The organism is Fibrobacter sp. UBA4297, assembly GCF_002394865.1.
In the GTDB taxonomy this organism is placed as follows: domain Bacteria; phylum Fibrobacterota; class Fibrobacteria; order Fibrobacterales; family Fibrobacteraceae; genus Fibrobacter.
Genome location: NZ_DGUZ01000007.1, coordinates 65,343 through 91,585 on the forward strand (window position 1 = coordinate 65,343; position 26,243 = coordinate 91,585).

15 protein-coding genes, 3 tRNA genes and 1 pseudogene are annotated in these 26,243 nt (G+C 47.6%); 16 read left to right on the forward strand and 3 right to left on the reverse strand.

Features of this window, described 5'->3' with window-relative positions; translation table 11 throughout:
* Nucleotides 1-313: 313 nt before the first annotated feature.
* The 15 genes from smc to B3A20_RS02840 all read left to right on the forward strand — a co-directional run bounded on the left by smc (nt 314) and on the right by B3A20_RS02840 (nt 23,602).
* Entirely contained in the window at nt 314-3,868 is a 3,555-nt protein-coding gene (gene smc, locus B3A20_RS02770; RefSeq protein WP_290761584.1) for a chromosome segregation protein SMC, read from the forward strand.
* Between the two features lie 510 nt (nt 3,869-4,378).
* Nucleotides 4,379-5,491: an FISUMP domain-containing protein gene (locus tag B3A20_RS02775; protein WP_290761587.1), complete on the forward strand. Its 1,113-nt coding sequence runs from the start codon at nt 4,379-4,381 to the stop codon at nt 5,489-5,491.
* A gap of 211 nt (nt 5,492-5,702) precedes the next feature.
* Nucleotides 5,703-6,572 (forward strand): EamA family transporter, encoded by an 870-nt coding sequence (locus B3A20_RS02780; RefSeq protein ID WP_290761589.1) that lies wholly within the window; start codon nt 5,703-5,705, stop codon nt 6,570-6,572.
* A gap of 315 nt (nt 6,573-6,887) precedes the next feature.
* Nucleotides 6,888-7,823 carry a hypothetical protein gene (locus tag B3A20_RS02785; RefSeq protein WP_290761591.1) on the forward strand — a complete coding sequence of 312 codons (936 nt, stop codon included), beginning with the start codon at nt 6,888-6,890 and terminating at the stop codon, nt 7,821-7,823.
* Between the two features lie 111 nt (nt 7,824-7,934).
* On the forward strand, nt 7,935-8,201 hold the full coding sequence (locus B3A20_RS02790) for a hypothetical protein (RefSeq protein WP_290761593.1): 267 nt from the start codon (nt 7,935-7,937) through the stop codon (nt 8,199-8,201).
* A gap of 152 nt (nt 8,202-8,353) precedes the next feature.
* Complete coding sequence (locus B3A20_RS02795) at nt 8,354-8,773, forward strand: hypothetical protein (RefSeq protein WP_290761595.1); 420 nt, start codon at nt 8,354-8,356, stop codon at nt 8,771-8,773.
* A 472-nt stretch (nt 8,774-9,245) separates the two neighbouring features.
* Nucleotides 9,246-10,931, forward strand: a complete 1,686-nt coding sequence (locus tag B3A20_RS02800) for an RHS repeat-associated core domain-containing protein (protein ID WP_290761597.1) — start codon at nt 9,246-9,248, stop codon at nt 10,929-10,931.
* Nucleotides 10,932-11,977: 1,046 nt separating this feature from the next.
* Entirely contained in the window at nt 11,978-13,726 is a 1,749-nt protein-coding gene (locus B3A20_RS02805; protein WP_290761599.1) for a 1-deoxy-D-xylulose-5-phosphate synthase, read from the forward strand.
* 35 nt (nt 13,727-13,761) lie between these two features.
* Nucleotides 13,762-14,925: an alpha/beta hydrolase gene (locus B3A20_RS02810; RefSeq protein WP_290761601.1), complete on the forward strand. Its 1,164-nt coding sequence runs from the start codon at nt 13,762-13,764 to the stop codon at nt 14,923-14,925.
* Nucleotides 14,926-14,961: 36 nt separating this feature from the next.
* Nucleotides 14,962-15,402, forward strand: coding sequence for a rhodanese-like domain-containing protein (locus B3A20_RS02815; protein ID WP_290761603.1), 441 nt, complete (start codon nt 14,962-14,964; stop codon nt 15,400-15,402).
* Between the two features lie 7 nt (nt 15,403-15,409).
* Nucleotides 15,410-16,681 (forward strand): bifunctional diaminohydroxyphosphoribosylaminopyrimidine deaminase/5-amino-6-(5-phosphoribosylamino)uracil reductase RibD, encoded by a 1,272-nt coding sequence (ribD, locus tag B3A20_RS02820; protein ID WP_290761605.1) that lies wholly within the window; start codon nt 15,410-15,412, stop codon nt 16,679-16,681.
* A 155-nt stretch (nt 16,682-16,836) separates the two neighbouring features.
* Nucleotides 16,837-17,820, forward strand: a complete 984-nt coding sequence (locus tag B3A20_RS02825; protein WP_290761607.1) for a diaminopimelate dehydrogenase — start codon at nt 16,837-16,839, stop codon at nt 17,818-17,820.
* 323 nt (nt 17,821-18,143) lie between these two features.
* Nucleotides 18,144-18,878 (forward strand): DsbA family protein, encoded by a 735-nt coding sequence (locus tag B3A20_RS02830; protein ID WP_290761609.1) that lies wholly within the window; start codon nt 18,144-18,146, stop codon nt 18,876-18,878.
* A 100-nt stretch (nt 18,879-18,978) separates the two neighbouring features.
* The gene (locus B3A20_RS02835) at nt 18,979-22,140 is read left to right on the forward strand and encodes a carbohydrate binding domain-containing protein (protein WP_290761611.1); all 3,162 of its coding nucleotides are present in this window, start codon (nt 18,979-18,981) and stop codon (nt 22,138-22,140) included.
* A gap of 184 nt (nt 22,141-22,324) precedes the next feature.
* Nucleotides 22,325-23,602, forward strand: coding sequence for a hypothetical protein (locus B3A20_RS02840; RefSeq protein WP_290761615.1), 1,278 nt, complete (start codon nt 22,325-22,327; stop codon nt 23,600-23,602).
* Between the two features lie 80 nt (nt 23,603-23,682).
* Here B3A20_RS02840 and B3A20_RS02845 read toward each other — a convergent pair.
* From B3A20_RS02845 to B3A20_RS02855, 3 genes are all read right to left on the reverse strand, one after another.
* Nucleotides 23,683-23,755 (reverse strand) — tRNA-Lys (locus B3A20_RS02845).
* A 166-nt stretch (nt 23,756-23,921) separates the two neighbouring features.
* A tRNA-Lys gene (locus B3A20_RS02850) sits at nt 23,922-23,994 on the reverse strand.
* 166 nt (nt 23,995-24,160) lie between these two features.
* Nucleotides 24,161-24,233: transfer RNA gene (locus tag B3A20_RS02855), tRNA-Lys, on the reverse strand.
* Nucleotides 24,234-24,489: 256 nt separating this feature from the next.
* Between B3A20_RS02855 and B3A20_RS02860 the strand changes: the two are divergent.
* Nucleotides 24,490-26,243: pseudogene (locus B3A20_RS02860) on the forward strand (hypothetical protein); the annotation flags it as partial.

The following is a 26,243-nucleotide window of genomic DNA, read 5'->3' on the forward strand; positions in this document are numbered from 1 at the left end:
CTCTTCTCTCTAAGTTCTGCCGACTAAGTTCTGCCAACTAAGTTCCCCTGTCTACTTGTACTTTCACTATGTTCAAGTACCAATAGTGCGCAAGGTTATGACGCAGCAGAATACTTGTATTCAGATATGGCATAACCGCAGTCACGAACGCCTTAGCGTTCAATGCTCGACTCGGTCATGCCAAAGCAAGCTTTGTCGCGACGCTCATCTTACGCATTTGTCCTACCGCCTATTCCCTACATCTTACTTTTTTCTTTCGTCTTTCGTCTTTCGTCTTTCGTCTAAAACCTAATAATTACTACATTTCGCTACAGTGCAGATAACTAAGTTAAAGATTTTTGGTTTTAAATCCTTCGCGCAGAGGACAGAAATTAACTTCCCGACGAAGGGTCTTACGGCGGTCGTGGGGCCGAACGGCTGTGGCAAGTCCAATATTACGGACGCCATCCGTTGGGTGCTTGGCGAACAGAAAGCAGCCGCACTCCGTATGGGCAAGATGCAGGACGTGATTTTTAGCGGTACCGAAGAACGTGCCGCCATGAGTCTTGCTGAAGTTTCCATCGTAATTGATAACAGCGATGGCACGCTTGCTTCTGATTATTCCGAAGTCATTGTGACGCGCCGTGTGCACCGCGATGGTTCGGGCGAATACCTCATCAACAACCAGGAATGCCGTCTGCGTGATGTTCACGCCTTGCTTTTTGACTCGGGTCTTGGTTCCAGTACGTATTCGCAGATGAACGCCGACATGATCAAGGCGGTGCTTTCGGACAAGGCGGATGACCGCCGAGTGCTTTTTGAAGAAGCCGCCGGCGTGAGCAAGTACAAGCAGCAGCGCAAGGAAACGCGCCGCCAGCTCGAACGCGTGCAGATGGACATGGAACGTGTCGAAGACAACTTGCGCAGTGTCCGCCGCTCTGTCCGTCTTTATGAAACGCAGGCCGAAAAGGTCAATGCTTACAAGAAATTGAATACGCGCCTCCGCGAACTTGATTTGTCTGTCAGTTTGGACAAGTTTGAAGATTACAAGGAAGGCTTGGCCACGCTTGACACGACGACCAAGCGCATGAACCACGAAGTGGAATCTTCTAAGACGAAGGCGACCGAACTCCAGGCGAAGATTGAAGAAAAGAAACTTGCCATTAGCGAAGACGAGAACGCCTACCGCGATTTGGAACGCGAAGTGCAGGCCGCGACGATTGCCCTCAACGACTTGAACAACAATATCGTCCGCTTGCGCGATTCCATGTCGAGCCTCCAGTCCTCTAACGACAAGGCGCAAAGTGAAATTGAACGCAGCGAACAGAAGTCGCAGGAACTCTCCGAAGAAAAAGCTCGCCTCGAAGAAGAAATAGCCGTTCTCGGTAGCGAAAACGACATGGACGAGCTGAATGCGCTTTTGGAACGTGAACGCGAAACGCTCCAGGTCATGCGCGACAAGGTCGATGACTTGCGTACGCAGTCCCGTGAGCTTTCGAACGAACGTTTGCAGGCGACGAACCGCGTGAACTCCCTCCGCGGCCGCTTTGAACGCATGGATGCCGAAGTCAACATGCTCCAGTCGAACATCGCGAAGTGGCAGACCGAAATCGAAGGTCTCGACAAGCAAAAGTCCGATGCCGAAGCGAACATCGCCGAAATCCAGGCGGGCATCGAGGACACAAATCGCGAAATCGAAAATCTCGAAGAACAGCGTGCCACGCGTGAAGAACGCTTGGAGTCGGAACGCGCTGAACTCACCGAAGCGCAACAGAAATTGCAGGGCTTGAAGAACGAAGAAGCGCGCTTGCAGTCTCGAATCGATGTGCTCCAGAGCGTGATGAACGAAGCTTCGGACGCAAACCGTTACCTCAAGGAAAACAAGTCGAACCTCATTGGCGGTCTTGTTTCGGAACGTATCGAGGCGACACCGGAATACGCATCGAGCGTCGAAGCCGCTCTCGGTGAAATCCTTGATTCTGTTGTCGTGAATGGCGACAGTGCCGTGAATGAAATTGTAGATGCCCTCAAGAGCGAAAACGTGGGCAAGGTGCTCATGTCGCTTGTTTCGAGTGCGGCCCCTGCTTACGACAAGCCGGTGAACAATCCGGGTGTTGTCGGTTCGCTCAAAGATTTTGTGAAGACGGACGACGAAGTTTCTCCGTGGCTTTCGGGAATCCTCTCGCGCTATTTTGTTGTAGATTCCTTGCAGACTGCGCTGAACTTGGCGAAGGAATACCGTGGCGAGAACTTGAATTTTGTCACCGCCGATACGATTGTGCGTACAAGCGGTCTTGTGTCGTTTGGCGTTTCGACGTCGGGCGCGCTCTCCCGCAAAAACGAAATTGCAGATGCCGAAGCGCTTTTGGAAAAAGTGCAAGGCGATATTTCGGCGGGCGAAGAAAATGTGGACCGCTTGCGTGAACTTACCGAAGAAGACGCGCAAATGCTTTCGTCCTTGGTCGATGAAATCCGTGAAAAGCGCGATTCTCTGCGTGGTGGCGATGCTTCTATCCGCATTCACCGGAATACGGTTGAAAACTGCACCCGTCGCTTGAACCAGTTGAATGGCGAAGTAACGAACGCGCAGAACAGAATTGAAGCGGCGGCGCAGTCCAAGAACAGCGATGCGGAACTTGCCGAAGCCGAAACCGAAGTCGAAAAGGTCGAAGAACGTTACCAGACGATTTCGGATCAACTCGGTGAAAACGAGACGATGCTCCGCGAAAAAGAAGAAGATGTCCGCGAACTCGAACGCAGCGCGCAAGACAAGACTTCTCGCTTAAAGCAGAACCAGAACCGCGTGGTCGCTATTGCCGACCAGATGGAATTCTTGGACAATACGATTCGCAACCGCCGCGAAGAGATCGAAAAGAACACAGTTTCGATTGAAAAGTTCGAGACGGATTGCAACAAGCTTGCCGACGAAGCCCAAGTCAAGGACAACGCGCTCCGTGAACTGGAACGCAACCGCGACCTCGCTCGTGAACGCTACGACCTCGTGAGTGGCGATTTGGAAGGCTGGCGCGACGAAGTGAACCGCCTCCGCGACGACATGATTGAAAAGATGAAGGAACTGAATGACGTTGGCCGTCGTCAGGAATCCTTGCAGAACAATCTTGACCGCCTCCGCGAACGCATCACGAACGAATGGACTGTCGATTTGGACAATCCCGAAAACGTGGAACGTGTAGAATACACGCAGCCCGAAGCCGACCGCGAAATCCGTGAACTCCGCGGTAAGATTAAGGAACTGGGCCCGATCAACGTCAACGTGATGGAAGATTACGAAGACGAAAAGAAGCGCCTCGAAGAAGTCGAAAAGCAGTTCGATGACCTCGATCGCGCCCGTGCATCGCTCGACCGCACCATCACAAAGCTTGACGACATTGCCCGCCAGCGCTACCTGGATACGTTTGCACGCATCCAGAAGAACTTCCAGTTCGTGTTCAGTAAGCTGTTCCTCAATGGCGAAACGAAGATGAATCTTGTGGAACGCGTGGACGAAATGGGCAAGCCGATGGACATTCTCGATGCCGACATCGAAATCAACGTCCGCCCGACCGGCAAGAAAATGCGCGGTATCAAGGCGCTTTCTGGTGGTGAACACGCCCTGACTGCAACAGCGCTGTTGTTCGCAATTTACATGGAAAAGCCGTCTCCGTACTGCGTGCTGGACGAAGTTGATGGTCCGCTTGATGACGCTAACGTGGGCCGTTTCATGGCGCTCCTCCGCGAATTCAGCAAGCAGACTTTGTTCATCGTGGTGACGCATAACAAGCGTACCATGGCCGAAGCCGATATGCTTTACGGCGTGACGCAGGAAATCAAGGGCATTTCCCGCATTGCTAGCGTGCAGCTCGCCGACGCAACTAAATTTGCGATTTAAAATTAGGGATTAGGTTTTAGGTAATAGGCTTTAGGTTAATAATCGCGGCTTCGTCGCATGTTGCCGATGCTCGTAGTGCATGATACTCATCCTTCTACTACCTATGACCTGTTACATGTAACCTAATTTTTTGTCATCCTGAGCGAAGATGCGTAGCATCGTAGTCGAAGGATCTAGTGAATTCTATGGCTATGGGGTCACTCCCTTACGGGGGCTCTGAGGTATGGGCGTTAGTATTTGCTGCTTTGTTGTTCATATGGTTTGTCATCCTGAGCGGAGATGCGTAGCATCGTAGTCGAAGGATCTTGTTAAGTTTTGAAATTGCGATACAAAAAAATAACAGGATTCTTCCCTTTATAGGGTCAGGATGACGGATGAGAATGTCTATTAACTATAACACAGTTTTTCTATTTACTATATTTTTTTGTTTGTGTAAATCGTGATAAACGACTTACATAAACGAGTTGTACTGTATTTTTTATTGGTTATATGGGTGGAAAGGAGTATAGAATGAGAAAATTCGTAAGAGCTATGTGTCATCCTGGAGCGCAAAGCGCGATAGGATCCATTATGGTCCTTTTGCTTACCATAGCCCTTGCCGCTTGTGGCGGCGACAGCGGTACTTCCGCGCCCTCCGATGAAGACTCTTCGTCATCCTGGAGCGACGCGATAGGATCCAGTAGCAGTTCTTCTGTGGTTTCTATCGGCTCTTCGAGCCTCCAGAATGACAAACAGAAAAGTTCTTCTTCTGTCAAGAAGGAATCATCTTCTTCTGTAAAAACAGTCTCCTCTTCTTCCTCTGTCATTCCCGCCTCTAGCGGGAATCTCCCTTCATCTTCCAGTAAAAAAGATGGCGGATCATCGTCTGCTATGACGAGTTCTTCATCTTCGAATAAAAAGGTTGAGTCGTCCAGCAGCGAGTATGTTCCGTTTGACCATTCGCATGCACTTGCTGCGGATTGGCGTATTGGTGAAAATCGTTATAAGACTTTTGTTGATCCTCGTAATGGGCGTAGCTATTATTATATCACAATTACTGGCAGAGACACCAATCTTACGACAACAACGATAACTGTCATGGCTGAAAATTTGAATGTTGGTAAGATGGTTCTTGGCGAAGATGACCAGAATGATGATGGCGCGATAGAACGCTATTGTTATAATAATGATACAACGTATTGTGATGAATTCGGTGGCCTTTATCAGTGGGCTGAAATGATGCAACTGCCTAGTCGATGCAATACAGAAAGTTGTTCTGAATTGATATTGCCGAACCATCAGGGCATTTGTCCGGATGGTTGGCGCTTGTTTACGTATAATGATTATAGAATCGTAAGGTTTTCAGAAGGTAATGAAGAACATGGTGTTGCAGGACTGCGTTCTGGATACCGCTTTAACGGCTACAATACTACAGGTTTCTCCCTTGTTGGTGCGGGGTATAGGTCTGAAGAAAAAAAATTTGAAAATTTGAATGAATATGCATTTTGGTTTTTCCCGACAGAGAAGGCGAGCGAAAAAGCGTATGTGGGGCTTATTTCGATTACCAACGATGATGGTATTTCTGAGAGTGATTGGAGTATAAAACAAGAAGGTCTCTCTGTTCGTTGTGTAAAGCTCGAATAATTTCCTTATAAAATATTAAGGCGGATTACATCCGCCTTCCTTGCGTTATTCCGACATGGTGTCGGAATTTCCTCAAAAGTTTCAAGAAACCCCTTCGCCTCAGCTATGTGAAAGTAAACTTTCCCGCAGCACTCGGCTTGCAGGGTTTTTAATTAAAAATCGGTGTGCTGAATTTGGTCTCTTTTTCCATACATTTGCTATATTTTCGTGCGTGAAAAAAACTGGCTTAGGTTTTATTTTTGCAATTCTTTCTGCGATTTGCTACGGCACGAACCCGCTGGGCGCCTTGCATTTGTACGCCCAGAATTACTCGCCGGAGACGGTCCTCTTTTACCGTTTTTTCACGGCGGCGATTCTCCTTTTGACTGTGATTCTCGCGAAGGGCTCGCATTTTAAAATCTCGTTCCGCGAGTTCCTTGCGCTTGTCGCGTTCGGATTCCTCTTTGCGGTGAGTTCGCTTACGTATTACGCCTCGTTCAAGTATATGGATGCGGGGCTTGCCTCAACGCTCCTCTTCTTGTATCCGCTTGAAGTCGCGGTCATCATGTCGCTATTTTTCAAAGAAAAAATGAAAAAGAGCGTGATAGCGTCTATCGCAGTTTCGATGGTGGGCGTCTCGCTTTTGTACAATGGCGATAGAGGCTTTTCTGTAAGTTCCATCGGCTGGCTGTTGGTCTTTATTTCGTCTTTTACTTACGCCATTTACATCGTCATGGCGAATCGCGTGAACCTCCAGATGGGGGCTGTGAAGATGACGTTTTACGCCATTTGCTTCTGCCTCGTGTTTTTGCTGCTTTATTCAGTGACACTTGGCGCTGGTTTCCCGCCGCTCTTTACGCAGGCCAGTTCGTGGGGTTGGGGCTTTATGCTGGGCCTTGTGCCGACGGTGCTTTCGCTTATTTTTATGGTCAAGGCTGTGAAAATCATCGGCTCCACGCCCACGGCAATTCTCGGTGCTTTGGAACCCGTGACCGCTGTAGCGATTGGCGTAACCGTTTTCGGTGAAACGCTCACCACCCGCCTCATCGCAGGCATCGCCTTGATTCTCGGCTCTGTAGTGCTTGTGGCCGTGAAAAAGTAGAATAGTCGCACCGTAGGTGCCAAACTAAAATCTACTGACTATTGACTAGTGACCTATTACAAACAACTAAGTTCTATATAATACATTTTACGCTTTTTAGGTCCATTTTTCCGAGCAATTCCTCGTTTTTTCCTCATTTTTCCGGAACTTTTTAACGGTTCCGTTTGTAAATTTATTTACATGAAAAACATGTCCAAAACTCTTTTGCTTTTTCTGATTGTGGCGATGTTTTCGTCGTGCAATAATTCAACGTCTGGTCCGGAATCATTTCGGGAACCGATAAGTTACACTCCGGATGGCCAATGTACGATTGATATGTTAAAGTACAAAACTCAGGAACAGTTGGACTCGTTGCGTACTTTTTGTGATACCATTTTTGTTCATAGTGTCGTGAATGTTTATAAGGACACTGTTTACGATGATACCGTAATTACAGACAATAAAAAGTACACCAGTTTTATTTACTTTGACCGTTATACGGAAAAAAAAGATACGCTTGTCAGTCTCACTGCAGAAAAAAGTGGGACTTCAGGCCCATGCGGTAGAGTTCCTGTTTATTGCAATCTTGATTCCTCTGATACGCAAAAGACGTTTAGCTGTGAAATTTCCAGTATGTGTTATATGTATAATCAGACAGATAATCTTGCAACGAGTTCTGCCGAGGTTGCTGTCGTTCGTTTAGATCCTGTATTAATAACGAATGAGCCACTATGTTCTCAACCGGGGTTCCGCTGTGTGCGTGATACTGTTTTCCATGATGCTTTCCATACGACATATCGAACCATTGCTCTTGACACAACGTTCCTGAATTACGGGGCTAATGCGTGGACTGATTATGTTCCTGCCGTGAATGCTCCCGCGTTCGATACAGCCGCGTTCCGCAATGCACTAGATACGCTTGATACGCAAAAACCAATCTTTGGAATAGATACTTTGTTCACAGGATATTCTGTTTCGGTTGAGGGTTTGCCGGACTGGGCTTCGACAAGAAAAAAAGAGACGTGTAAGGCTAAGGATTCTACATCGATTTGTATTATTAAAGTTACGGAAATGTTTCGACCTTACGGGCTCGCAAATACTTATCCAACGCCTTATTTCCAAAGTTCCTTTTATCTGACAAATTATCTTGAAGCCCCTTTGGAAAAAGACACTTTGATTACTTGGAAATTGAAATACAGTTATTATAATGGACATTCTTTTAAAGGAAATAGTGGCTCCCTGGAAATAACCACGCTGTTTAAAGGAATTTAGACTTTGGTCATTGGTTAATAGTCAATGGTTTTATAACCGCGCCATTGGCACCAAACTTAAATCTACTGACTAAAGACTAATGACTAATAACTAAATTGTTATATTAGCAGCATGCTAAGTAAGTGTTCAATTTGCAAAAAGGAATTTAATGACAAGGTGGGAATGTCCCCGATGGAAAGCAACCTTGCCATCCGTTATCGCAATAAAATCGGCAATGTTTGCCCCGATTGTCAGGCTGAAATCCGCAAGACAAAACAGGGGCGGTGGCGGCTTTTCTTCTGGAATGTGAAAGTAGCTCTTTATTGTTTGCGATTCCTAGCGTTGTTTGCGCTCCCGTTTATTGCACTAGTTGTCATTCTTGCTTTGTACGTATTGTAACTTGAACTTACTTATAGCTATTATTACCACTCAATAGTTGTTTATCATTCGAAAAATGTTCTGGAAATATGGGAATGGAGGCTGTTCAGCTATTGCGAAATAAACTAAATATGGATAAGCCTCAATTACAAAAGCAATAGGACATTTTCATTATGAAAATATCAATTTATTTGATAAATTTATTTACCAGCAGTTTGATTTTTTTATGGATGAGAAATCAAAAATTTTTTGTTCATTTTCTTGACATTCCTAATATGTGTGGACAAATTGAACTTCTTTATCTTATAATTGTTAATTTAATACTATTTAGTTTGTTGAACGTACATCCGAGAATCTCGCTTGGATGTTCTATTTTAACAACTCTGTTGTTCCCATTTACAGGTGGTCAATTTCGTGTTGATGGATGCGGATATTTTTTAGTTATTGAAGATTTACTTCAATATAATGTATCAAATGAAACTGCATTCTTTGTTGCTTTTAGATTGGTTCCGGCTATTATCTATAGCATGTATTTGTTACTATTCATTTTTGGTGCTGTTGCTGTATTTAGGAAAATGAAGGCTAAAGCTTAATCCACAGCTAGGTTTAATACGATTCGTTGGTGTAATTTGCCTATTGATGTTGTGTCAAACATCTAAAATAATTGCCATGAGAATATTTATATTCATTTTATTTCTTCTTGTGTTGCTAGGATGCTCAAAAAGTGATGACTATATTGGCACATATGTGCGTAAGCATAAGTATGGTATTGAATCTGTTACTCTATATCCTGATCACTCGTTTCTTCAAATTTATACTGATAAGGATCGGTTAGATTCAAATGTGGGAAAATGGTACATTAAATCAAATTTTTTAGTTCTTGATGGTCGAATAATGTACGAAGCTCCAATTCAGATTGAAAACGCAAATTATATATTTGGTGTTGGAAAAAGGAGAACATCTTATTTAGAGGTATCAAATAAGTGTATTATTGTTGAAATTGATTTTCCTGAATTTAATCTATGCAAAAAATAATCCTATATTAACCTTATGCCCAGCGTTTCGTTGCAGAGAAAAATCCCTAAATTTCAGGAGAAATCTTCTGATTTAGAAACGCAGTTGCATGAGTTGGGATTTCTCTGCGAGAATCCGCATGATGTCGGGAGTGCCTCCGCGAGCTTCTCCTACAACGCCCACGGCAGCATGGCCTCCATGCCGCACCTCTCCGCGATGGACTGGGACTTTGCCGAAAAACTTTGCCACATCACGCGCGGCACGACGGATGCCTACTACAACTACGACGGCAACGGCATCCGCACAAGGAAGGTGGTCGAGAAGAGCGGCGTCGTGGAGACGAGGCTGTATCTTGGCGGCTTTGAGATCTGGCGCAAGACCGTGAACGGGACGCTCGAGACCGAGCGCGAGACACTGCACGTCATGGACGACAAAAGACGCGTCGCGCTGGTGGAGACGCTTACGGTGGAAAACGGGAACCGTGTCGCGGCCCCTTTGCCCGTGCAACGCTTCCAACTCGACAACCATCTCGGCTCCGCATCGCTGGAGTTGGACGAATCTGCGAACATCATCAGCTACGAGGAATACTACCCCTACGGCGACACAAGCTACCGGGCGGGCAGGAATGCGAACGAAGTGAGCCGGAAGCGCTACCGCTACACCGGCAAGGAGAAGGACGAGGAAAGCGGCCTCTACTACCACGGGGCCCGCTATTACGCCTGCTGGCTGGGGCGCTGGACCGCCGCCGACTCCATAGGCATCGGCGACGGGTTGAACGTGTACATGTACGTGCACGGAAACCCCGTTGGCATGCTGGATAAAGATGGGAAAAGAAGTGGACCTAGTCCTGATCATGATGTCATAGGACAACTCTTAGGTGGCCCTCTTGATCCGAGATGCACATTTAATTGCGGACGAAGTATATATGGAGAGTCTCTTGTTGATGAATCGGATTCTCCAAAACAACAAGTTCAAAAAAAGGTTAAATCTGAAAAGCCAAAAAATCAGGAGACTCCTGAAGCAAAATCAATAAGTGAAATAAAAAAAGAGATTTCTTCACTTTATTCTGTTGATATGTTACCCACATCTTCTACAGATATGCCCTCTGCAACAGATAATGTCGGAAACTCTGATGAAAATACCAGTGAGTCTGGCCTTGACGTAGCCGCAATTTGGAGATCTTCTGTTTATGAAGTGGCTGGAAAGTCGGTTAGTATAACTAAAAAATCTGTTAAGAATGCATTAGCAAACGCAGAAAAAATGGATTTGGATAATATTGACTTAAATAAGAAAAAAATAAAAGAAGCGAATAGAACAGCTTCTACGGTAGAAAACAGTGCAAAGAATGGCTTTAAATCTGCTGAAGAAAAAGTGTCAACAATAAAGCAGGCTCGGCTTGATCAAAGTATTAGTACGAAAAACTATAATATGGAGATAAAAAAAGCGGAGGAATCATTAGCTCGTAATGCGTCAATAATGAAACGATTTACCAAGATTGCTCGAATTGCAAGTGGGGCTGTTCCCGTTGCATCGGCTGTAATTGATTTGACGGTCAACAGGGTAACTCAAAATAATCCATGGGGTAGAGACCTCTTAACAGTTGGGGCCGGAACTGTGGCTGCATTAGTAGCGAGTAATGTGGTATCAGGCTTGCTTTTGTCTTTTATTTTGGCTGTTGTTGTTGGTTATAAGGTATCAGATTTTGTTGGGAATAAATATGATGAATACTTTAGATGAAGCATGTGTTTTTGATAATAATGTAGTAGTAAGATTGCGTATTTCGTGGAAAATTTTTTTTGGAATTTTGGGTGTAATATGTATATATGACCTTTTTTTTAAAGAAAATTTTGGGAAGAATATGCAACCTGATTATGATCTTTATTTTCTAACAATTTTTTTCATTTTTTCTCAATTTTTTTGCTTTTTCTTTACGGAAGAGGGCTTTCACAGAGGTTTAAAATTTGGACATCGGATAATCTATTCCCAAAAGCATTTTTTTGAGCCATGGTGCTATGAAAAAATTCAAATCGATGGTGTGATTCCTTTTTATCGCATGTATGTTTATAAAAAAATCCTTTGGGACTACCATTTTTGTGTATGCAAACTTTTTAAATCTTATAATATTTATAGACGAAAACGTTTCATGCGATAAAATGAACCCAGATGCAAGAGAAAATTTTAGACGACTTGCAGACAAATACCGCAAGTTAAAAAAGAATCATAAAATATTATATTGGATATTAAATAACGTTTGATTTTTGAAAATGCCCAGCGTTTCTTTACGGACTAATTCCCACAAATTTCAGGAGGAATCTTCTGATTTAGAAACGCAGTTGCTTGAGTTGGGATTTCTCTGCGAGAATCCGGATGATGTCGGGAGTATCTCCGCGAGCTTCTCATACAACGCCCACGGCAGCATGGCCTCCATGCCGCACCTCTCCGCGATGGACTGGGACTTTGCCGAAAAACTGTGTCACATCACGCGCGGCACGACGGAGGCGTACTACAACTACGACGGCAACGGGATACGCACTAGGGCGGTGGCGCCTCTTCTTCTGGAATGTAAAAGTTGCGCTCTATTGCTTGCGATTCCTAGCGTTGTTTGCGCTCCCGTTTATTGCACTCGTTGTTGTTCTTGCGCTTTACGTGCTGTAGCTTCTTTATACTTATTTAACAAAATCCCGCGGAAATCTCAATTTTTGCGGGCGTTTTTTGTATATATTATTTTAAAAGTTTTTCTACCGCAATGTATTATCCCCGCTTGACGGGCATCATGAGGTCCCATGTTCTTAGAAAATATCAAGTCCCCTGCCGACGTGAAAGCGTTGGACATCAAGAGTCTCGAACAGCTTGCCGCCGAAATGCGCACAGCACTCCTTAAAAAGCTTTCTAAGCGTGGCGGTCACGTGGCGCCGAACCTCGGCTTTGTCGAAGGAACGATTGCGCTCCACTACGTTTTCGATTCTCCAAAGGACAAGATTGTTTACGACGTGAGCCACCAAAGCTACAGCCACAAAATGCTCACGGGCCGTGCCCAGGCGTTCTTGGAAGAATCGCATTACGGCGATGTGACGGGCTATAGCGAACCGACTGAAAGTGAACACGATTTCTTTATGGTGGGGCATACCTCTACGTCGGTGAGCCTTGCGCTTGGCCTTGCGACCGCTCGCGATGTGCTGCGTGAATCTGGCAATGTGATTGCTGTAATTGGTGACGGTTCCTTGAGCGGTGGCGAAGCGTTTGAAGGTCTCGATAACGCAGGCGAATACGCTACGAATTTTATCGTTGTGGTGAACGATAACGAAATGTCCATTGCCGAAAACCACGGCGGGCTTTACAAGTCCCTGGCAGAACTTCGCGCGACTGCGGGCAAGTCTGAAAACAATTACTTTAAGTCGCTTGGCTTTGATTACAAGTATCTTGAACAAGGTAACGATATCGCTTCGCTCATTGAAATTTTCAAGTCCGTGAAAAATTCGACGCGCCCAGTCGTGGTGCATCTGCATACGCAAAAAGGCCGTGGCTATTCGTATGCCGAACAGAACCGCGAAGGCTGGCATTGGGCGGCTCCGTTCAATATCGAAACTGGCGAAATCAACTGGGGCAGTGGCGAAAATTACAGCGAAGTTCTTGGCCTTTACCTCATGGCAAAAATCAAGAGCGACCCGAAGGTTGTCGTGATTCATTCTGCGGTTCCGGCAGGGATTGGTTTCCATGCGGCTCGCCGTAAGGAGGCGGGCAAGCAGTATATCGACGTGGGCATTGCTGAGGAACATGCGGTCGCACTTGCATCCGGGCTTGCGAAGGGCGGGGCCAAGCCGGTTTACAGTACTCATAGCACGTTTATCCAACGCACCTACGACCAGCTTTCGCAAGACTTGTGCGCGAACAATAATCCGGCGACAATTTTGGTGACGATGTCGGGTGCAGACGGTATGAACGACACGACGCACCTTTGCATTTTCGACATCCCGATGCTTTCGAATATCCCGAACTTAGTTTATTTGTGCCCGACCTGCGTTGAGGAATTCAAGACGATGGCGGACTGGGCGATTGACCAGACGGAACATCCGGTGGCAATCCGCATTCCCAATGCAGTGCACCATCGCAGCGATATTTTCGAAAAGGATTACTCCAATCTCAACAAGTTCAAAGTCGTGCATCGTGGCGAGCGTGTGGCATTGATCGGTCTTGGCGATTTCTACCAGCGTGCTGCGGCTGTGGCGCTTGAACTGCGTCGCGAAGGCATTGATGCAACGCTTGTGAACCCGCGTTATGCAAGCGGGGTCGATAAGGACTTGCTTTTGGAACTTGCAAAGACTCACGATGTGTTTGTCACGCTCGAAAATGGCGTGATCGAGGGTGGTTTTGGTCAAAAGGTCGCGACCTCTCTTGGCGATACAAGTGCGAAGGTGCTTGTGCGCGGGCTTTCTAAAGAGTTCTATGACAAGGTGAGCTTTGCGGATCTCTGTGAGAAAAATCACTTGAATCCGTCGCAGGTCGCAAAAGACGTGATGCAGCTTCTATCGTAATGACCGAGCGTCGCTAATTTTAGTATTATGTAGCCATGAAAAAAGTTAAAATAATCGTCATGATTATTCCGCTGGTGCTTTTCTTTATCGCATCGGCGGTTTATGTGTATTTTGCGAATGCCGAAGCGTTGCACGATGTGATGTTGGATAGCACGTCAAAAATTGATGTGGATCCCGATATTATTGAAAAGTCCCTGTCTAAAGTGCAGGTGGACATGGAACTCGGCGAGCCTTTTAAAGTTTACCCAATAGAGACGAGCCCCGATAGCGAGGAAGTTTTCCGTTCGACGCTCATTGAGTATCCGTTCGGGAGTTCTCCGCGTGCGGATTCGCAGAACAATGTAAGCCTGCGCGGTATTATTTTGTACGTGCATGGCTACAACGATTACTTCTTCCAGAAGGAACTGGCCGAAAAGGCGGACTCTGCGGGCTTTGCATTCTTTGCGATTGATTTGCACTATTGCGGACGCTCGTATGTGGATGGCGAACCGCGTGGCGACATGCGTAATATCAAGGAGTTTTACGCTGAACTTGATGTCGCTGTAGAACTCAGCAAGAAAATTGCAGTGGACGATTACGAAGAGGCGGAACGCGTTCCGTTTGTGATTGTGGCTCATTCTCAGGGCGGCTTGATTTCGTCTTTGTACGTGAATGACCGCAGTGACGAGCATTTTGCAGCGCTAGTGCTCAATAGCCCGTTCCTGGACATGAATTTCAACTGGTTCCTGCGTAAAATTGGGCTTCCGATTCTTGCCGATTTGTCGATATTTATGCCGGATTTTTCTGTAGGTTCTACAGGCGACCCGAATTATGCTTATTCCCTTTTGAAACATGAAAAGGGCGAATGGGAATACAATGAAAATTGGAAGAGCGAATCTCGTCCCGAGCAGTTTTTGGGCTGGCTCCGTGCAATTATGAATGGTCAAAAAAGGGTACACTCTAAACTCGATATAAAGTCACCGGTGCTTGTAATGCATGGCGATTGCTCTGCAGTGGGCGAGGAATGGTCCGAAGATTACACGCATTGCGATGGTGTGTTAAATGTGGATCACATTCAGGAATGGGCACCGAATTTGGGCGAAAAGGTGACAACGCGTACAATCCCCGATGGCCTGCACGATTTGTTCCTTTCTCGCAAGGATGTTCGCGATAAGGCTTATCAGGAAACGTTTAGCTTTATCGATTCCCATGTGAAATAAGTTATCTTTTACTTTGTATTTTCAAGGAGTACGTAAATGAATAAGTTTTTGGCAATTTCTTTTTGCGCCATGATGCTTGCTACGGCTTGTAATTCTTCTGAAGAACCGAAGCAACAGGCGACTGCAAAAAAGGTCGAGGCTGTTCAGCCGGCCGCTGCTGTTGTGGAACAGAAAGTAGCTCCGATTACAACGGTGGATTGGCAGAAGGCTTTTGAAATGCATAAGGCTGGAGCTGTCCTTATTGACGTGCGTACCCCGGCCGAAGTGGCAAAGGGTATGGCCGCTGCAACTGCAATCAACATTCCGCTTCAGGAAATGCCGCAGCGTTTGGGTGAATTCCCGAAGGACAAGGACTTGCTGATTTACTGCCGCAGTGGCAAGCGCAGTATGGCCGCTTCGAAGTTCCTCGTTGAAAAGGGTTTCACCCGCGTGTTCAACGTTGAAGGTGGTATCCTCGCTCTCCCGCCGCAGAACTAATTTAGGAATGCCCCAAGAAATCACAAACTTCATGCAGTTTGCCTTAGAGCAGGCGTTTTTTGCGATAGGCGAAAGCCGCCCAAATCCGGCGGTTGGTGCCGTGGTTGTGAAGGACGGGATTGTCGTGGGGAAGGGGCGTACGCAGCGCCCCGGGAGCGCTCATGCCGAAGTCATGGCGTTACGCGATGCGGGTGAACTCGCTCGCGGAGCCTCTATTTTTGTGACGCTCGAGCCGTGCTGCCATTATGGGCGCACGCCGCCTTGCACCAAGGCTATTATTGAAGCCGGAATCCAGAAAGTCTATTTTGCACATTCCGACCCGAATCCTGTAGTGCATGGAAAATCCCGCAAGATTCTCGAAGAAGCGGGTATTGAAGTCCATGAGGGTGTGGAAGCTTGCATTTGCGCTTGCGTTGACGATTGCTCAAACGGGGATTCCTCTGCGGAATGCCGCGTTTTTGAATTCCGGGGAACGTTATCTGAAAACCGCGCCATGCGTGAAGCGGAAGGTCGAGCCGTCTTTGACGAAGTCGAGCGCTATTTTGAAGCGTATGATTATTTTGTACGCTCCAAGCGCACGTTTGTCGAGATTAAATCTGCGATTTCGCAAGATGGATTTATGGGATGTGTTGATGCATCTGGCAAGCATTTGCCGCTTGCGATTACAAAGCAAGGCGCGAACTGCTGGAATCACGAACTCCGCGCGATGAGCGATGCCATTCTCGTTGGCGCAGGCACGCTCCTTGCCGATAACCCGGGGCTTGATGTGCGTTATGCCGCAGGCAATAGTCCCGTGAAAATCGTTTGGGCGGGGCATCACGAATTTAGCGCCGATGAAATTTCGCGGTTGAAAATTTTCAGTGCTAGCGATGCAACGCCAATTGTGTTTTCGTGCGTAGCGCAACCGAAATTGCTGAATGTTGCGGAATGCGTTGTACTCCTGAACGATTCGTTTGCAGAAAATTGGCGTGCGATGGTTGACGATTTGTCTGCCCGCGGAATGCACCGCCTGATGGTGGAACCGGGTGCTCGTCTTGCTCGCGAACTGTTCAACGGCGAATCTCGCAATCTCTCGCAAACGCAAAATGCGCAGCCTCTCTGGAACCGCCTCGATATTTGGCGCTCCACCGATTCTTCCGTTGATATTTCCCTTGAAAAACTTATCGAGTCTGGTGCCGTCAAGGCTGGGCTTGAATACCCTGAATTGCCTGCCGGTATCGTCGCTAAAGAATCTGCAGTTATCGGCCCTGATGTCCTGACGGTGTATTATCCTGCGTAAAGATTGTTATAAAGCTTCATAGCTTGAATTGTTTAGAAAAAAACGTGCTTCAGCATATCCTATAATTTTTACATGAATTTCACTGTGTACTTCCTACTTCTTACTTCCTACTTTCCTATATTTTCTACGCAAAAATTTTAAACAAGGATATTGTTATGGCAAAGATTGCTATTCTCGGTTACGGTAACCTGGGTCGCGGTGTGGAATGCGCCGTGAAGCAGGCTCCGGATATGGAACTGGTCGCCGTTTTCACGCGTCGTGACCCCTCTACGGTCAAGATCCAGACGGCGGGCGTTCCGGTACTGAATGTTTCTGAAATGGAAGCCTGGAAGGATAAGGTGGATCTGCTCATCATCTGTGGCGGCTCCGCTACGGACCTGCCGGTGCTTACCCCGAAGTACGCCGCCATGTTCAACGTGATCGACTCCTTTGACACGCACGCCAAGATTCCGCAGCACTTCGCCGCTGTTGACGCTGCCGCCAAGGCCGCCGGCAACATCGCGATGATTTCTGTGGGTTGGGACCCGGGCATGTTCAGCCTGAACCGTGTTTATGCCCAGTCCATCCTTCCGGAAGGCAAGGACTACACGTTCTGGGGCAAGGGCGTTAGCCAGGGCCACAGCGACGCTGTCCGCCGCATCAAGGGCGTGAAGAACGCGAAGCAGTACACCTGCCCGGTGGAAGCTGCTCTCGAAGCTGTCCGTAGCGGTTCTATGCCGGAACTCACCACGCGCCAGAAGCACACTCGTCTCGTTTACGTGGTGGCCGAAGAAGGTGCCGACAAGGCCTATATCGAAAACGCCATCAAGACGATGCCGAACTACTTCGACGAATACGACACGACAGTCAACTTCATCAGCGAAGAAGAATTCAACAAGAACCACAGCGGACTGGCTCACGGCGGTTTCGTGATTCGTACCGGCAAGACCGGCATGAACTTGGAACACACGCACGTGATTGAATACAGCCTGAAGCTCGATTCCAACCCGGAATTCACGACGAGCGTTCTCGTTGCTTACGCCCGCGCAGCACTCCGTATGAAGGCTAACGGCCAGACTGGTTGTAAGACCGTTCTTGACGTTCCGCCTGCATACCTTAGCACTCTGAGCGACGAAGACCTCCGCGCTCACTGCTTGTAGTCGCCTACGGCTCACGGAACCGCCCCTGTTTGATGACAGGGGCTTTTTGTTTTTTAAATCTACTTTGTAAAATTTTAATCGGCTCTGTAGCGCTCTTTTTCAATGATCATTTTTTGTATCTTGTTTATTTGCATGGACTTATGGTTTTGTTTTTGCAAAAATGCTCAAAGAATCAGATTTTACAATCGTTTTTTGCAGATACAGATGAGACGATTGTGTATGTTTTTTTGAAGTTTTTTTCAAATCAAACTAACATTTCATTATTATATTTCTCACACATCGTGGGTTAATTCTGCCCCTAAGTTTTAAATCAAAGGACTAAAATGAAACGTCTCTCTCTCATTGCTATGGCTCTTGTAGTCTCCGGCCTCGTCGCTTGCAACCAAGCTTCCGCTGGCGGTTCGTTCAACCAGCAGGCTCGCCTGGATAACCTCGAAAAGGATTTCAAGCAGGTCAAGGAAGAATTTGAAATCATCAAGTACGCTCTCGACAAGCGCGGCATCTCCCTCGAACAGGCCCGTGCCGAAATGGAAGCCGACAACAAGGTCTGGGACATCCCGGACGAAGATAGCCCGGTCTTTGGCAACACCAAGAACCCGAAGCTCACGATTGTCGAATTCACCGAATTCCAGTGCCCGTACTGCTCTCGTATCGCACCGGCAATGCAGGAACTCAACAAGAAGTATCCGAACGAAATCAAGTTCATCTATAAGCACTTCCCGCTTAGCTTCCACTCCAATGCCAAGGCTGCTGCCGCTGCTTCTATTGCAGCACAGAAGCAGGGCAAGTTCTGGGAATTCCGTTACGCTCTCGCACCGCATTCCCGTGAACTCGGCGATTCCATTTATCTCGCTGTAGCTAAGGAAGTCGGCCTCAACATCGAACAGTTCAAGAAGGACATGGTGCTCGATTCCGCTATGAGCGCTCGCATCGACAAGGACTTCCAGTTGGGCGTCAAGGTCGGCGTTCAGGGAACTCCGAACTTCTACATCAACGGCAAGCGTCAGGACCGTTTCAGCCCGGATCTCGTCGAAAAGATGTTGAAGGAAACCAAGTAACTACGTTTTCAGGCGTGCACGTTAAATTGATTGACGTGTGCGCTTTTTAATTTCCAAGTTTGTAATTTAAATTCAAAAAAACAACAAAAGGATGCACATTATGATTAAGCAATCATTGAAAGTTGCCTCGCTCGCCGTCCTCGGCTTGAGTGTCACAGCTGCAATGGCTCAGCCGAAACGTCCGCATCTGGCTGTGTACAAGTTCTTCGATGAACAGTACCGTCCGGGTGGATACGATTACGCTTACGGTGGCACGAGCAAGGGTGTTACTATCACCAAGTCTGGTGGTTACAAGTCTAAGGCAGCCCTCAACATCAAGTTGGACCCGAAGGAATACTCCGGTGCGTCCATCTGCCTTTACAACGAATTCTTTGACTTGAACAAGTACATGCTCGATTCCAAGGTCGAATTCATGATCAAGGGCAAGCATGGTGGCGAAGCCGTTAAGGTCGGCCTCCTCGACGAAGAAGTTTCTGACGGCAAGAAGACTCAGGTCGTGCTTCCGATGAACAAGTACATCGAAGGTGGCACCGTGACGACGGATTGGAAGAAGGTTTCCATTCCTCTCGTGGACTTCCCGGACCGTGGTCTCTACTGGGACAACACCCGCAAGTCCGAATTCCCGGCTCGTATCGACTGGGACAAGATTGCTGAAATCCGTTTCTCCATTGACAAGAGCGCTGCAAGCGAATTCGAAGTCTGGGTCGACAACATCGAAATCGTGAAGGGCAACAAGAAGGCAGCCCCGAAGAAGCAGATTGTCTACTGGGACGAAAACAACGACATCATCGATGGTCCGAAGAATCCGGAAAAGCTCGATGGCAAGGCCAAGACGCTCGCTACGTTCTATGACAACCAGGTCAAGGGCTTCTCTTACAGCTACGGTGGTCTTACTGCTCAGCGTGAAGCTCAGTCCAAGACTCCGGGCAACAAGAACGTGCTCGCCATGTACATCGATAACAACGACTGGTCTGGCGTGACCTACTCTCTCGGTGAAGGCAAGTTCATTGACCTTTCCAAGGTTCGCGACAAGGGCGGTCTCTACTTCTGGATCAAGGGTAAGCTCGGTGGCGAAAAGCTCTATGTCGGTATCCTCGACAACCAGGGCAACGACATCAAGAGCCAGACCAAGGTCGGCCTCAACGACTGGATCAAGGTCTCCAAGGATTGGCAGCTCGCCAAGATTCCTCTCAAGCGCTTCACCGACAAGGGTAAGGCTTGGGACGCTAACAAGTCCGCTGAAGTCGCTAAGGACATCAAGTGGGACAAGATTCAGGAAATCCGCTTCTCTGTCGGTAAGGGCGAAAACGCAGGCGAACCGGGCAAGCCGGCTCCTGTGACGGTCTTCGTGGACCAGATTACCTTCACGTCCAACATCGACTGGGTGGACCCGGATCTCAAGTGGGATTCCTTCAAGTCCAACGCTCCGGACTACGTGATTTCCGACTTCGAAGGCAAGTTTGCTAAGGACAAGTGGGAACCGTCCACCGGTCCGAAGTCTCAGCTCAAGTTCAAGGTTGAAAACTGCGCCGAATTCAAGAGCAACTGCTTGAATATCGAACACTACCTCCTTGCTGACTGGGTTGACGTCGTGCTCGACATGCAGAAGAATGGCCGTCCGGCTGCTGACCGTGACTGGACCAAGCACTGGGGCCTCATGTTTGACGTTTATTCCGACAAGGCTTGGCAGTCCATCACCGTTCAGGTTCAGGATGCTGGCAACGAAATCTTCGTTTCTAACGTCGGTGCTCCGAAGGGCAAGACCACAATCCTCGTTCCGTTCCGTACGTTCGGCAAGTTCCCGTACTATCAACCGCCTAACGCTGTTGAAAACGGTCTCTTCGACCTCAAGGGTGTAACTGCTCTCGACTTCAAGCCGAGTGGTGAAGGTACTGCCGGTGGCTTCAAGATCGACAACATCCGCCTCACCAACCAGCGCGCTGTCAAGGCTAAGGAACGTCCGGCTGTCATCAAGGTCTTGGTGAAGGGCGAAAAGGAAGTTCTCAACCCGGAAATCTCTGGTGGCTTGTTCGGTATCAACGCAGCCCTTTGGGACGGCGACATGCTCGACAACAAGAACTTCAAGGTTCAGACTCGTGAATTTGCAAAGCGCATCAACCACGGCATTATCCGTTATCCGGGTGGTCTCCGTGCTGATGACGACCACTGGAAGGAAATCCTCGACAACCACGACTGGATGGTCGATACCGACGAATTCCTCGAATGGTTGAAGAAGACTGGCTCTAACGCCATGTTCACTGTGAACTTCGGTTCTGGCACGGAACAGGAAGCCGCTGCTTGGGTCAAGCACACGAACATCGACAAGAAGGCCGGCATCCTCTACTGGGAAATCGGTAACGAAATCTACGGTAACTGGCATCCGTATTACGAAAAGTATGGTAAGGACGGCGGTACCATCTATGGTAAGCGCGCTCGTAAGTTCATCGAAGCCATGAAGAAAGTTGACCCGACCATCAAGGTGGCTGTGCTCGGCGTTCTCGAAGGCGACTGGAACGAAAAGGTCCTTGCTGAAACGGGTGACATTGCTGACGGTCTTATCGTCCACCACTACCCGCAGCACTTCGGTGAAGAAAACGACTTCGCAATGCTCTCTGCTCCGCAGACCCTCACTGCAATCTACGAACGTTTGCACAAGGTCGTCGACAAGTGGACTGCAAAGTTCAACAAGAGCAAGAAGATCGAACTCTGGCTCACCGAATGGAACTCTGTTGACTTCAACCCGGGTCCGCAGACCTTGTCTGTCGAAAACGGCTTGTTCGTCGCTGACTACCTCGGTATGCTCGCTACTGAAAACGTCGACAACGCTCAGTACTGGGATATCCACAACGACATCACTCCGGAAGGCGGTGACTACGGTTACTTGACCCGTTCTGGTGAAGAATGCATGAACTGCCCGCGCCCGAGCTACTGGGCATTCCAGATGGCTTCCGACGCTCTCCGTGGCAAGCTCATGAAGACCACCATCAAGGGTGACGAAGACGCTCTCTTGACCGCTTACTACACTGTAAACGGCAACAAGAAGCAGCTCCTCCTCGTGAACAAGAGCCCGTACAGCGAATTCGACATCAAGCTTGACATTCCGGGCTTCAAGGGCAAGGCCAAGGTCCAGACTTTGGACAAGACCTCCGAAAAGCTTAAGGAAGGCTGGGCAAACGACCCGTCCAAGAAGGCTAAGACTGTCGATATCACGAAGGGTATCAAGGTTGGCAAGCGCACCCTTACCCTCATCACTTTGGAATAAGGTGTTGAGCTAAGGCTCGCAAACTAGATTCTCGAAATCTTGAAAAGGACTCCGCATTCGTGCGGGGTCTTTTTTTGTGTGTAAATGGCGTGGTTTTCAAAACCACTCTTTGTGTATATTAATCCCAAAAGTCTATTGAATTCAAACTTTCAATAAAACCTTCAATAAAAGGAGAATCGTGAAAATGGTAATGCGTAGCCTTGTACTCCTTTTGATCGCTATTTCGGTTTCTTTTGCAAATTGGGAAATTGATGATTGGCACATCTCATTTAAATCTGTTGTAGACAAATTTTCTCAAATGCAGACGGTGGCTCAAAAATTGGAAACCGCCCCGGTCGCTTATTATGGCAAGCTCATTCAAAGAGAATACTTGCAACGTGAATCTTTTGACGTGTACAATTCGGAATTCGAAAAGAACTTTCCGCAAGTGTACCAGTCTTTTATGGGCTGGTCTGACTACAAGCAGAAACGGCAAAATGAATTGTTGACGCTGGCGCCTGAAAAGTACCAACAGATGTTTGAACAACGTTATTCGGCGATGAATGTGAAAGGCTTTTTCTTGATTCACGACGAAATTCGCGTAGATAAAGTTTATGACAAGGTAACTAAGACGTGGGTGACGCCAAAACCGGGCGAAGAGAAAAAGGAACTCTTTTCGTTTGCGTATGTGGGGCCGGATATTTCGCAAGACACGTCCTGGAAAATTTCACAGAGAATGATGAGCCATTTGAATGAACCCGAAGAAAAGATGATGACTGTCAAGCGAATCTTCTTCATGGACGGCTATTCCGAAGAATGTTATTCTCTGGTCGATACTTCTATTTTCGAGAAGCTTCTGTATTTCCCGCACCGATTGAAGTATGACGTCGATTTGAATGCAGAGAACGTACAAACTGCGATGACCGCGAATATCGAAGTGCCTAGCGCAACGCCGCAAAAGTTTGTTAAGGGCGAGGGGAGGGGGCGCTTTAATGCGTATGCCGATTTCGGGCGTCCGTTCTTAGCGGGTGATTTCCCGGGTTTTGATCCGGTCTTTTATTTGGATTTTGGTTTCAATCTTTATAGCCGCAACTGGTTTGCTGGGCTTGGGTTGAGTATCCGCAAGCTTGATGCCAGGTGCGATTCTTGTGGTACGAACGATTTGGGCGCGCATGTGGAATTTGGGTATTTGTGGCTGAAGACGGATTATATCGAGAGCGGCGTTTGGGGCAATCTCGGATTAGCTGCAGTTGAGGAACGATATTTCCGCTATGGCTTTGGTGTTCATGTCGAAGCTCTGTTCCCGAAGCTGATCGGGAAGCCTGTCGATAGTTTCTTCGAGCCGGGGATAGGGAACCGTTTCGGCGTGCGCCTAAAGCTTGGGGTGCAGAACATCAATATTTCGGATATCGGGCAGGCGAAGGGGCTTTCGCCGTTTATTGCGGTCGGCTTTACCTGGCATTGCATGGGACTGCGGTATTAAGGCTTGGGGGCGCTTTGTGTTGCGCTTATGTGCTGGAATTGTGTTATAAAAAAACACCATCTCGTTGAGATGGTGTTTAGTGGATGATGCAGGGGTCGAACCTGCGACCCGCTGATTAAGAGTCAGCTGCTCTACCAACTGAGCTAATCATCCAAAATTCTTAGGTCGCAATCCCGTCTTTCGAAGGGAGCTATGTCTTTGCAAAAATCAAAAGTCGCAGTTTCAAAGTTCGTTAGATTCCGCTTTCGCTTTCAAAAACGCTTAGCTTTGTCTGACGCTTTTGTATTTGCAATACCTTGCCTTTCGGCTTGGTGTTTAGTGGATGATGCAGGGGTCGAACCTGCGACCCGCTGATTAAGAGTCAGCTGCTCTACCAACTGAGCTAATCATCCAAAATTCTTAGGTCGCAATCCCGTCTTTCGAAGGGAGCTATGTCTTTGCAAAAATCAAAAGCCGCAGTTTCAAAGTTCGTTAGATTCCGCTTTCGCTTTCAAAAACGCTTAGCTTTGTCTGACGCTTTTGTATTTGCAATACCTTGCCTTTCGGTTTGGTATTTAGTGGATGATGCAGGGGTCGAACCTGCGACCCGCTGATTAAGAGTCAGCTGCTCTACCAACTGAGCTAATCATCCATAGTCGCTTAGGACGCGCACAATTATAGAAAAGAAAAAACGCATTGGCAAGGGGATTTTAAAGAAAAAAGAAAAAAAATGTGGAATTATGAAAAGAATCCGCTTGTTGAAATTTGCTGGATTACGTCGCATGGTAAGACTTCAATGGAATTGGTTTCATTGAACTTGTAACGCCCAAGCGCGTTGACGTGAATTGTTATTTTATTTAAATTTTACGTAAGATTTTATTTCTTTTCCCTTGTTATCGAGGAAAATCATGAAAAAAACAATTTTAGACATTTTATTTGCGGCTATGATGGTCGTGACAATTCTCGTCGCCTGTAGTAATGAATCTAGCGATGAGACTCTCCCAAGAGAAATCATTACGGAGGTCAACTCGATTTACGAACTTGGGATATGTGGTGATGAAAATGAAGGCGATACAGTTTATGCCAAAAAAGAAGATGCTGATTACTATTGCCACAGCGAAAACTGGATTCCTGTTTCCAAGAAAGATTCTTTAAGTTCTGCAAAATCATCTAGTAGCAAGGCCAGTTCCTCGTCCAAGGGTAAGGACGAACTCTCGAATTTTACGGAACTCTGTAAGGCTTCTGGTGGTACCGCAAAAGACGGGGCTTGCGTCTGTAATAAGGAACTCTGCGACGTCGGTGCCGTTTGTAACACAATCACGGGTGTCTGCGGAAACCGTAGCAAGCCCTCCGATATATCTTCTGATTCCAAAAAAAGTTCTTCTTCTGTAGCCGCTTCTTCCGAATCTAAGTCTACCTCCTCCTCGGCGTATGTCCCGACCTTTACCGACCTGTGCAAGGCTTCTGGTGGCTCTATGAAAGATGGCGCCTGCGTCTGTAAGGGTGATGTCTGTGACGAAGGTGCCGTTTGCAACACTGTCACGGGTGCTTGCGGAAACCAGGTCAAGCTCAGTTCTTCCTCTGTTGCCGCCTCTTCTGAATCCAAGTCAAGCTCTTCCTCGGCATCTGCTCCAACTTTTGCTGACCTGTGCAAGGCTTCTGGTGGTACCGCAAAAGATGGTGCTTGCGTCTGTAAGACCGTTGCTTGTGACGAAGGCGTGCTCTGCAATACCAAGAGCAAGGAATGTGCAAACAAGGACGCTGTTGAAATCGAATGTGACGATAGCTACAAGAACTCCTGCTCCGACAGCCCCATGGGAATCGGTATTGTCAAGGAATGCATAAAAGGAATTGTCGTGAACCGCTCGTGTGGCTTGGTCTCCTGTAACGAAAAGGGCACGGATTGCGGCGAATGCCTCAACGACGTACAGACCTGCACCGAAGACAAAAACTTTAAGGCGACAGTCACCCGCTGCGAAAAGGGCAAGAAGGTGACCGAGAGCTGTAACGGAAAATCCTGCGACCCGCGCGACAACGCATGTGGCGAGTGCACGAACTACGAACACACCTGTACCAACGATGACGAAGGAAAGGGAACCGTCTACGAGTGCGTCGCCGGCGAAGCTAAGAAAGCCGTTTCCATATGCGGCAACAAGTCGTGCCGTACCGACAAGGCCATCTGCGGCGAGTGCCTGAACGGCGAACTGAGATGCGACAATGACATCAACAACAACGCTGTCATGTACAGGTGCGTTGACGGACAATGGGAACGGCTCCATAACAAGTTCGACCCGCTCGACAAGGAGTATTACCAATGCCCCGTCGCTTGTAGAGAAGGCACCGATCCACAGAAGATGGAGAACGAATGCGACACGGATCAATGTTCGAATTGTGATCCCTGCTGGGGTGAACCCATGATTGGAGCACCCTCCAATCCAAATCCCTGTTACGACGAAGAACGTTGCAAACAAATTCTCAAGGACGAAGACCCCGACTACCCGCCGTTCAGGAGTTTCGAGACGAAACAGAAATGGAAGGACCTGATTCCTAGCAAAAAGATGGTAGCAAAAACCGTCCACGGGTACAACTGGATGAATCACAAACCAGTTTCCGATCCTAAAGAACGCGTGGAAAATTTCGAATTCGACCTTACTAACGAGAC

Excerpts from the sequence above, each read along its gene's own strand:
- B3A20_RS02815 (WP_290761603.1), top strand. The coding sequence starts at position 14,962 with ATGAATAAGTTTTTGGCAATTTCTTTTTGCGCCATGATGCTTGCTACG.
- B3A20_RS02825 (WP_290761607.1), top strand. The coding sequence starts at position 16,837 with ATGGCAAAGATTGCTATTCTCGGTTACGGTAACCTGGGTCGCGGTGTG.
- ribD (WP_290761605.1), top strand. The coding sequence starts at position 15,410 with ATGCCCCAAGAAATCACAAACTTCATGCAGTTTGCCTTAGAGCAGGCG.
- B3A20_RS02840 (WP_290761615.1), top strand. The coding sequence starts at position 22,325 with ATGGTAATGCGTAGCCTTGTACTCCTTTTGATCGCTATTTCGGTTTCT.
- B3A20_RS02775 (WP_290761587.1), top strand. The coding sequence starts at position 4,379 with ATGAGAAAATTCGTAAGAGCTATGTGTCATCCTGGAGCGCAAAGCGCG.
- B3A20_RS02790 (WP_290761593.1), top strand. The coding sequence starts at position 7,935 with ATGCTAAGTAAGTGTTCAATTTGCAAAAAGGAATTTAATGACAAGGTG.
- B3A20_RS02805 (WP_290761599.1), top strand. The coding sequence starts at position 11,978 with ATGTTCTTAGAAAATATCAAGTCCCCTGCCGACGTGAAAGCGTTGGAC.
- B3A20_RS02785 (WP_290761591.1), top strand. The coding sequence starts at position 6,888 with ATGTTAAAGTACAAAACTCAGGAACAGTTGGACTCGTTGCGTACTTTT.
- B3A20_RS02835 (WP_290761611.1), top strand. The coding sequence starts at position 18,979 with ATGATTAAGCAATCATTGAAAGTTGCCTCGCTCGCCGTCCTCGGCTTG.
- B3A20_RS02830 (WP_290761609.1), top strand. The coding sequence starts at position 18,144 with ATGAAACGTCTCTCTCTCATTGCTATGGCTCTTGTAGTCTCCGGCCTC.
- B3A20_RS02795 (WP_290761595.1), top strand. The coding sequence starts at position 8,354 with ATGAAAATATCAATTTATTTGATAAATTTATTTACCAGCAGTTTGATT.
- B3A20_RS02810 (WP_290761601.1), top strand. The coding sequence starts at position 13,762 with ATGAAAAAAGTTAAAATAATCGTCATGATTATTCCGCTGGTGCTTTTC.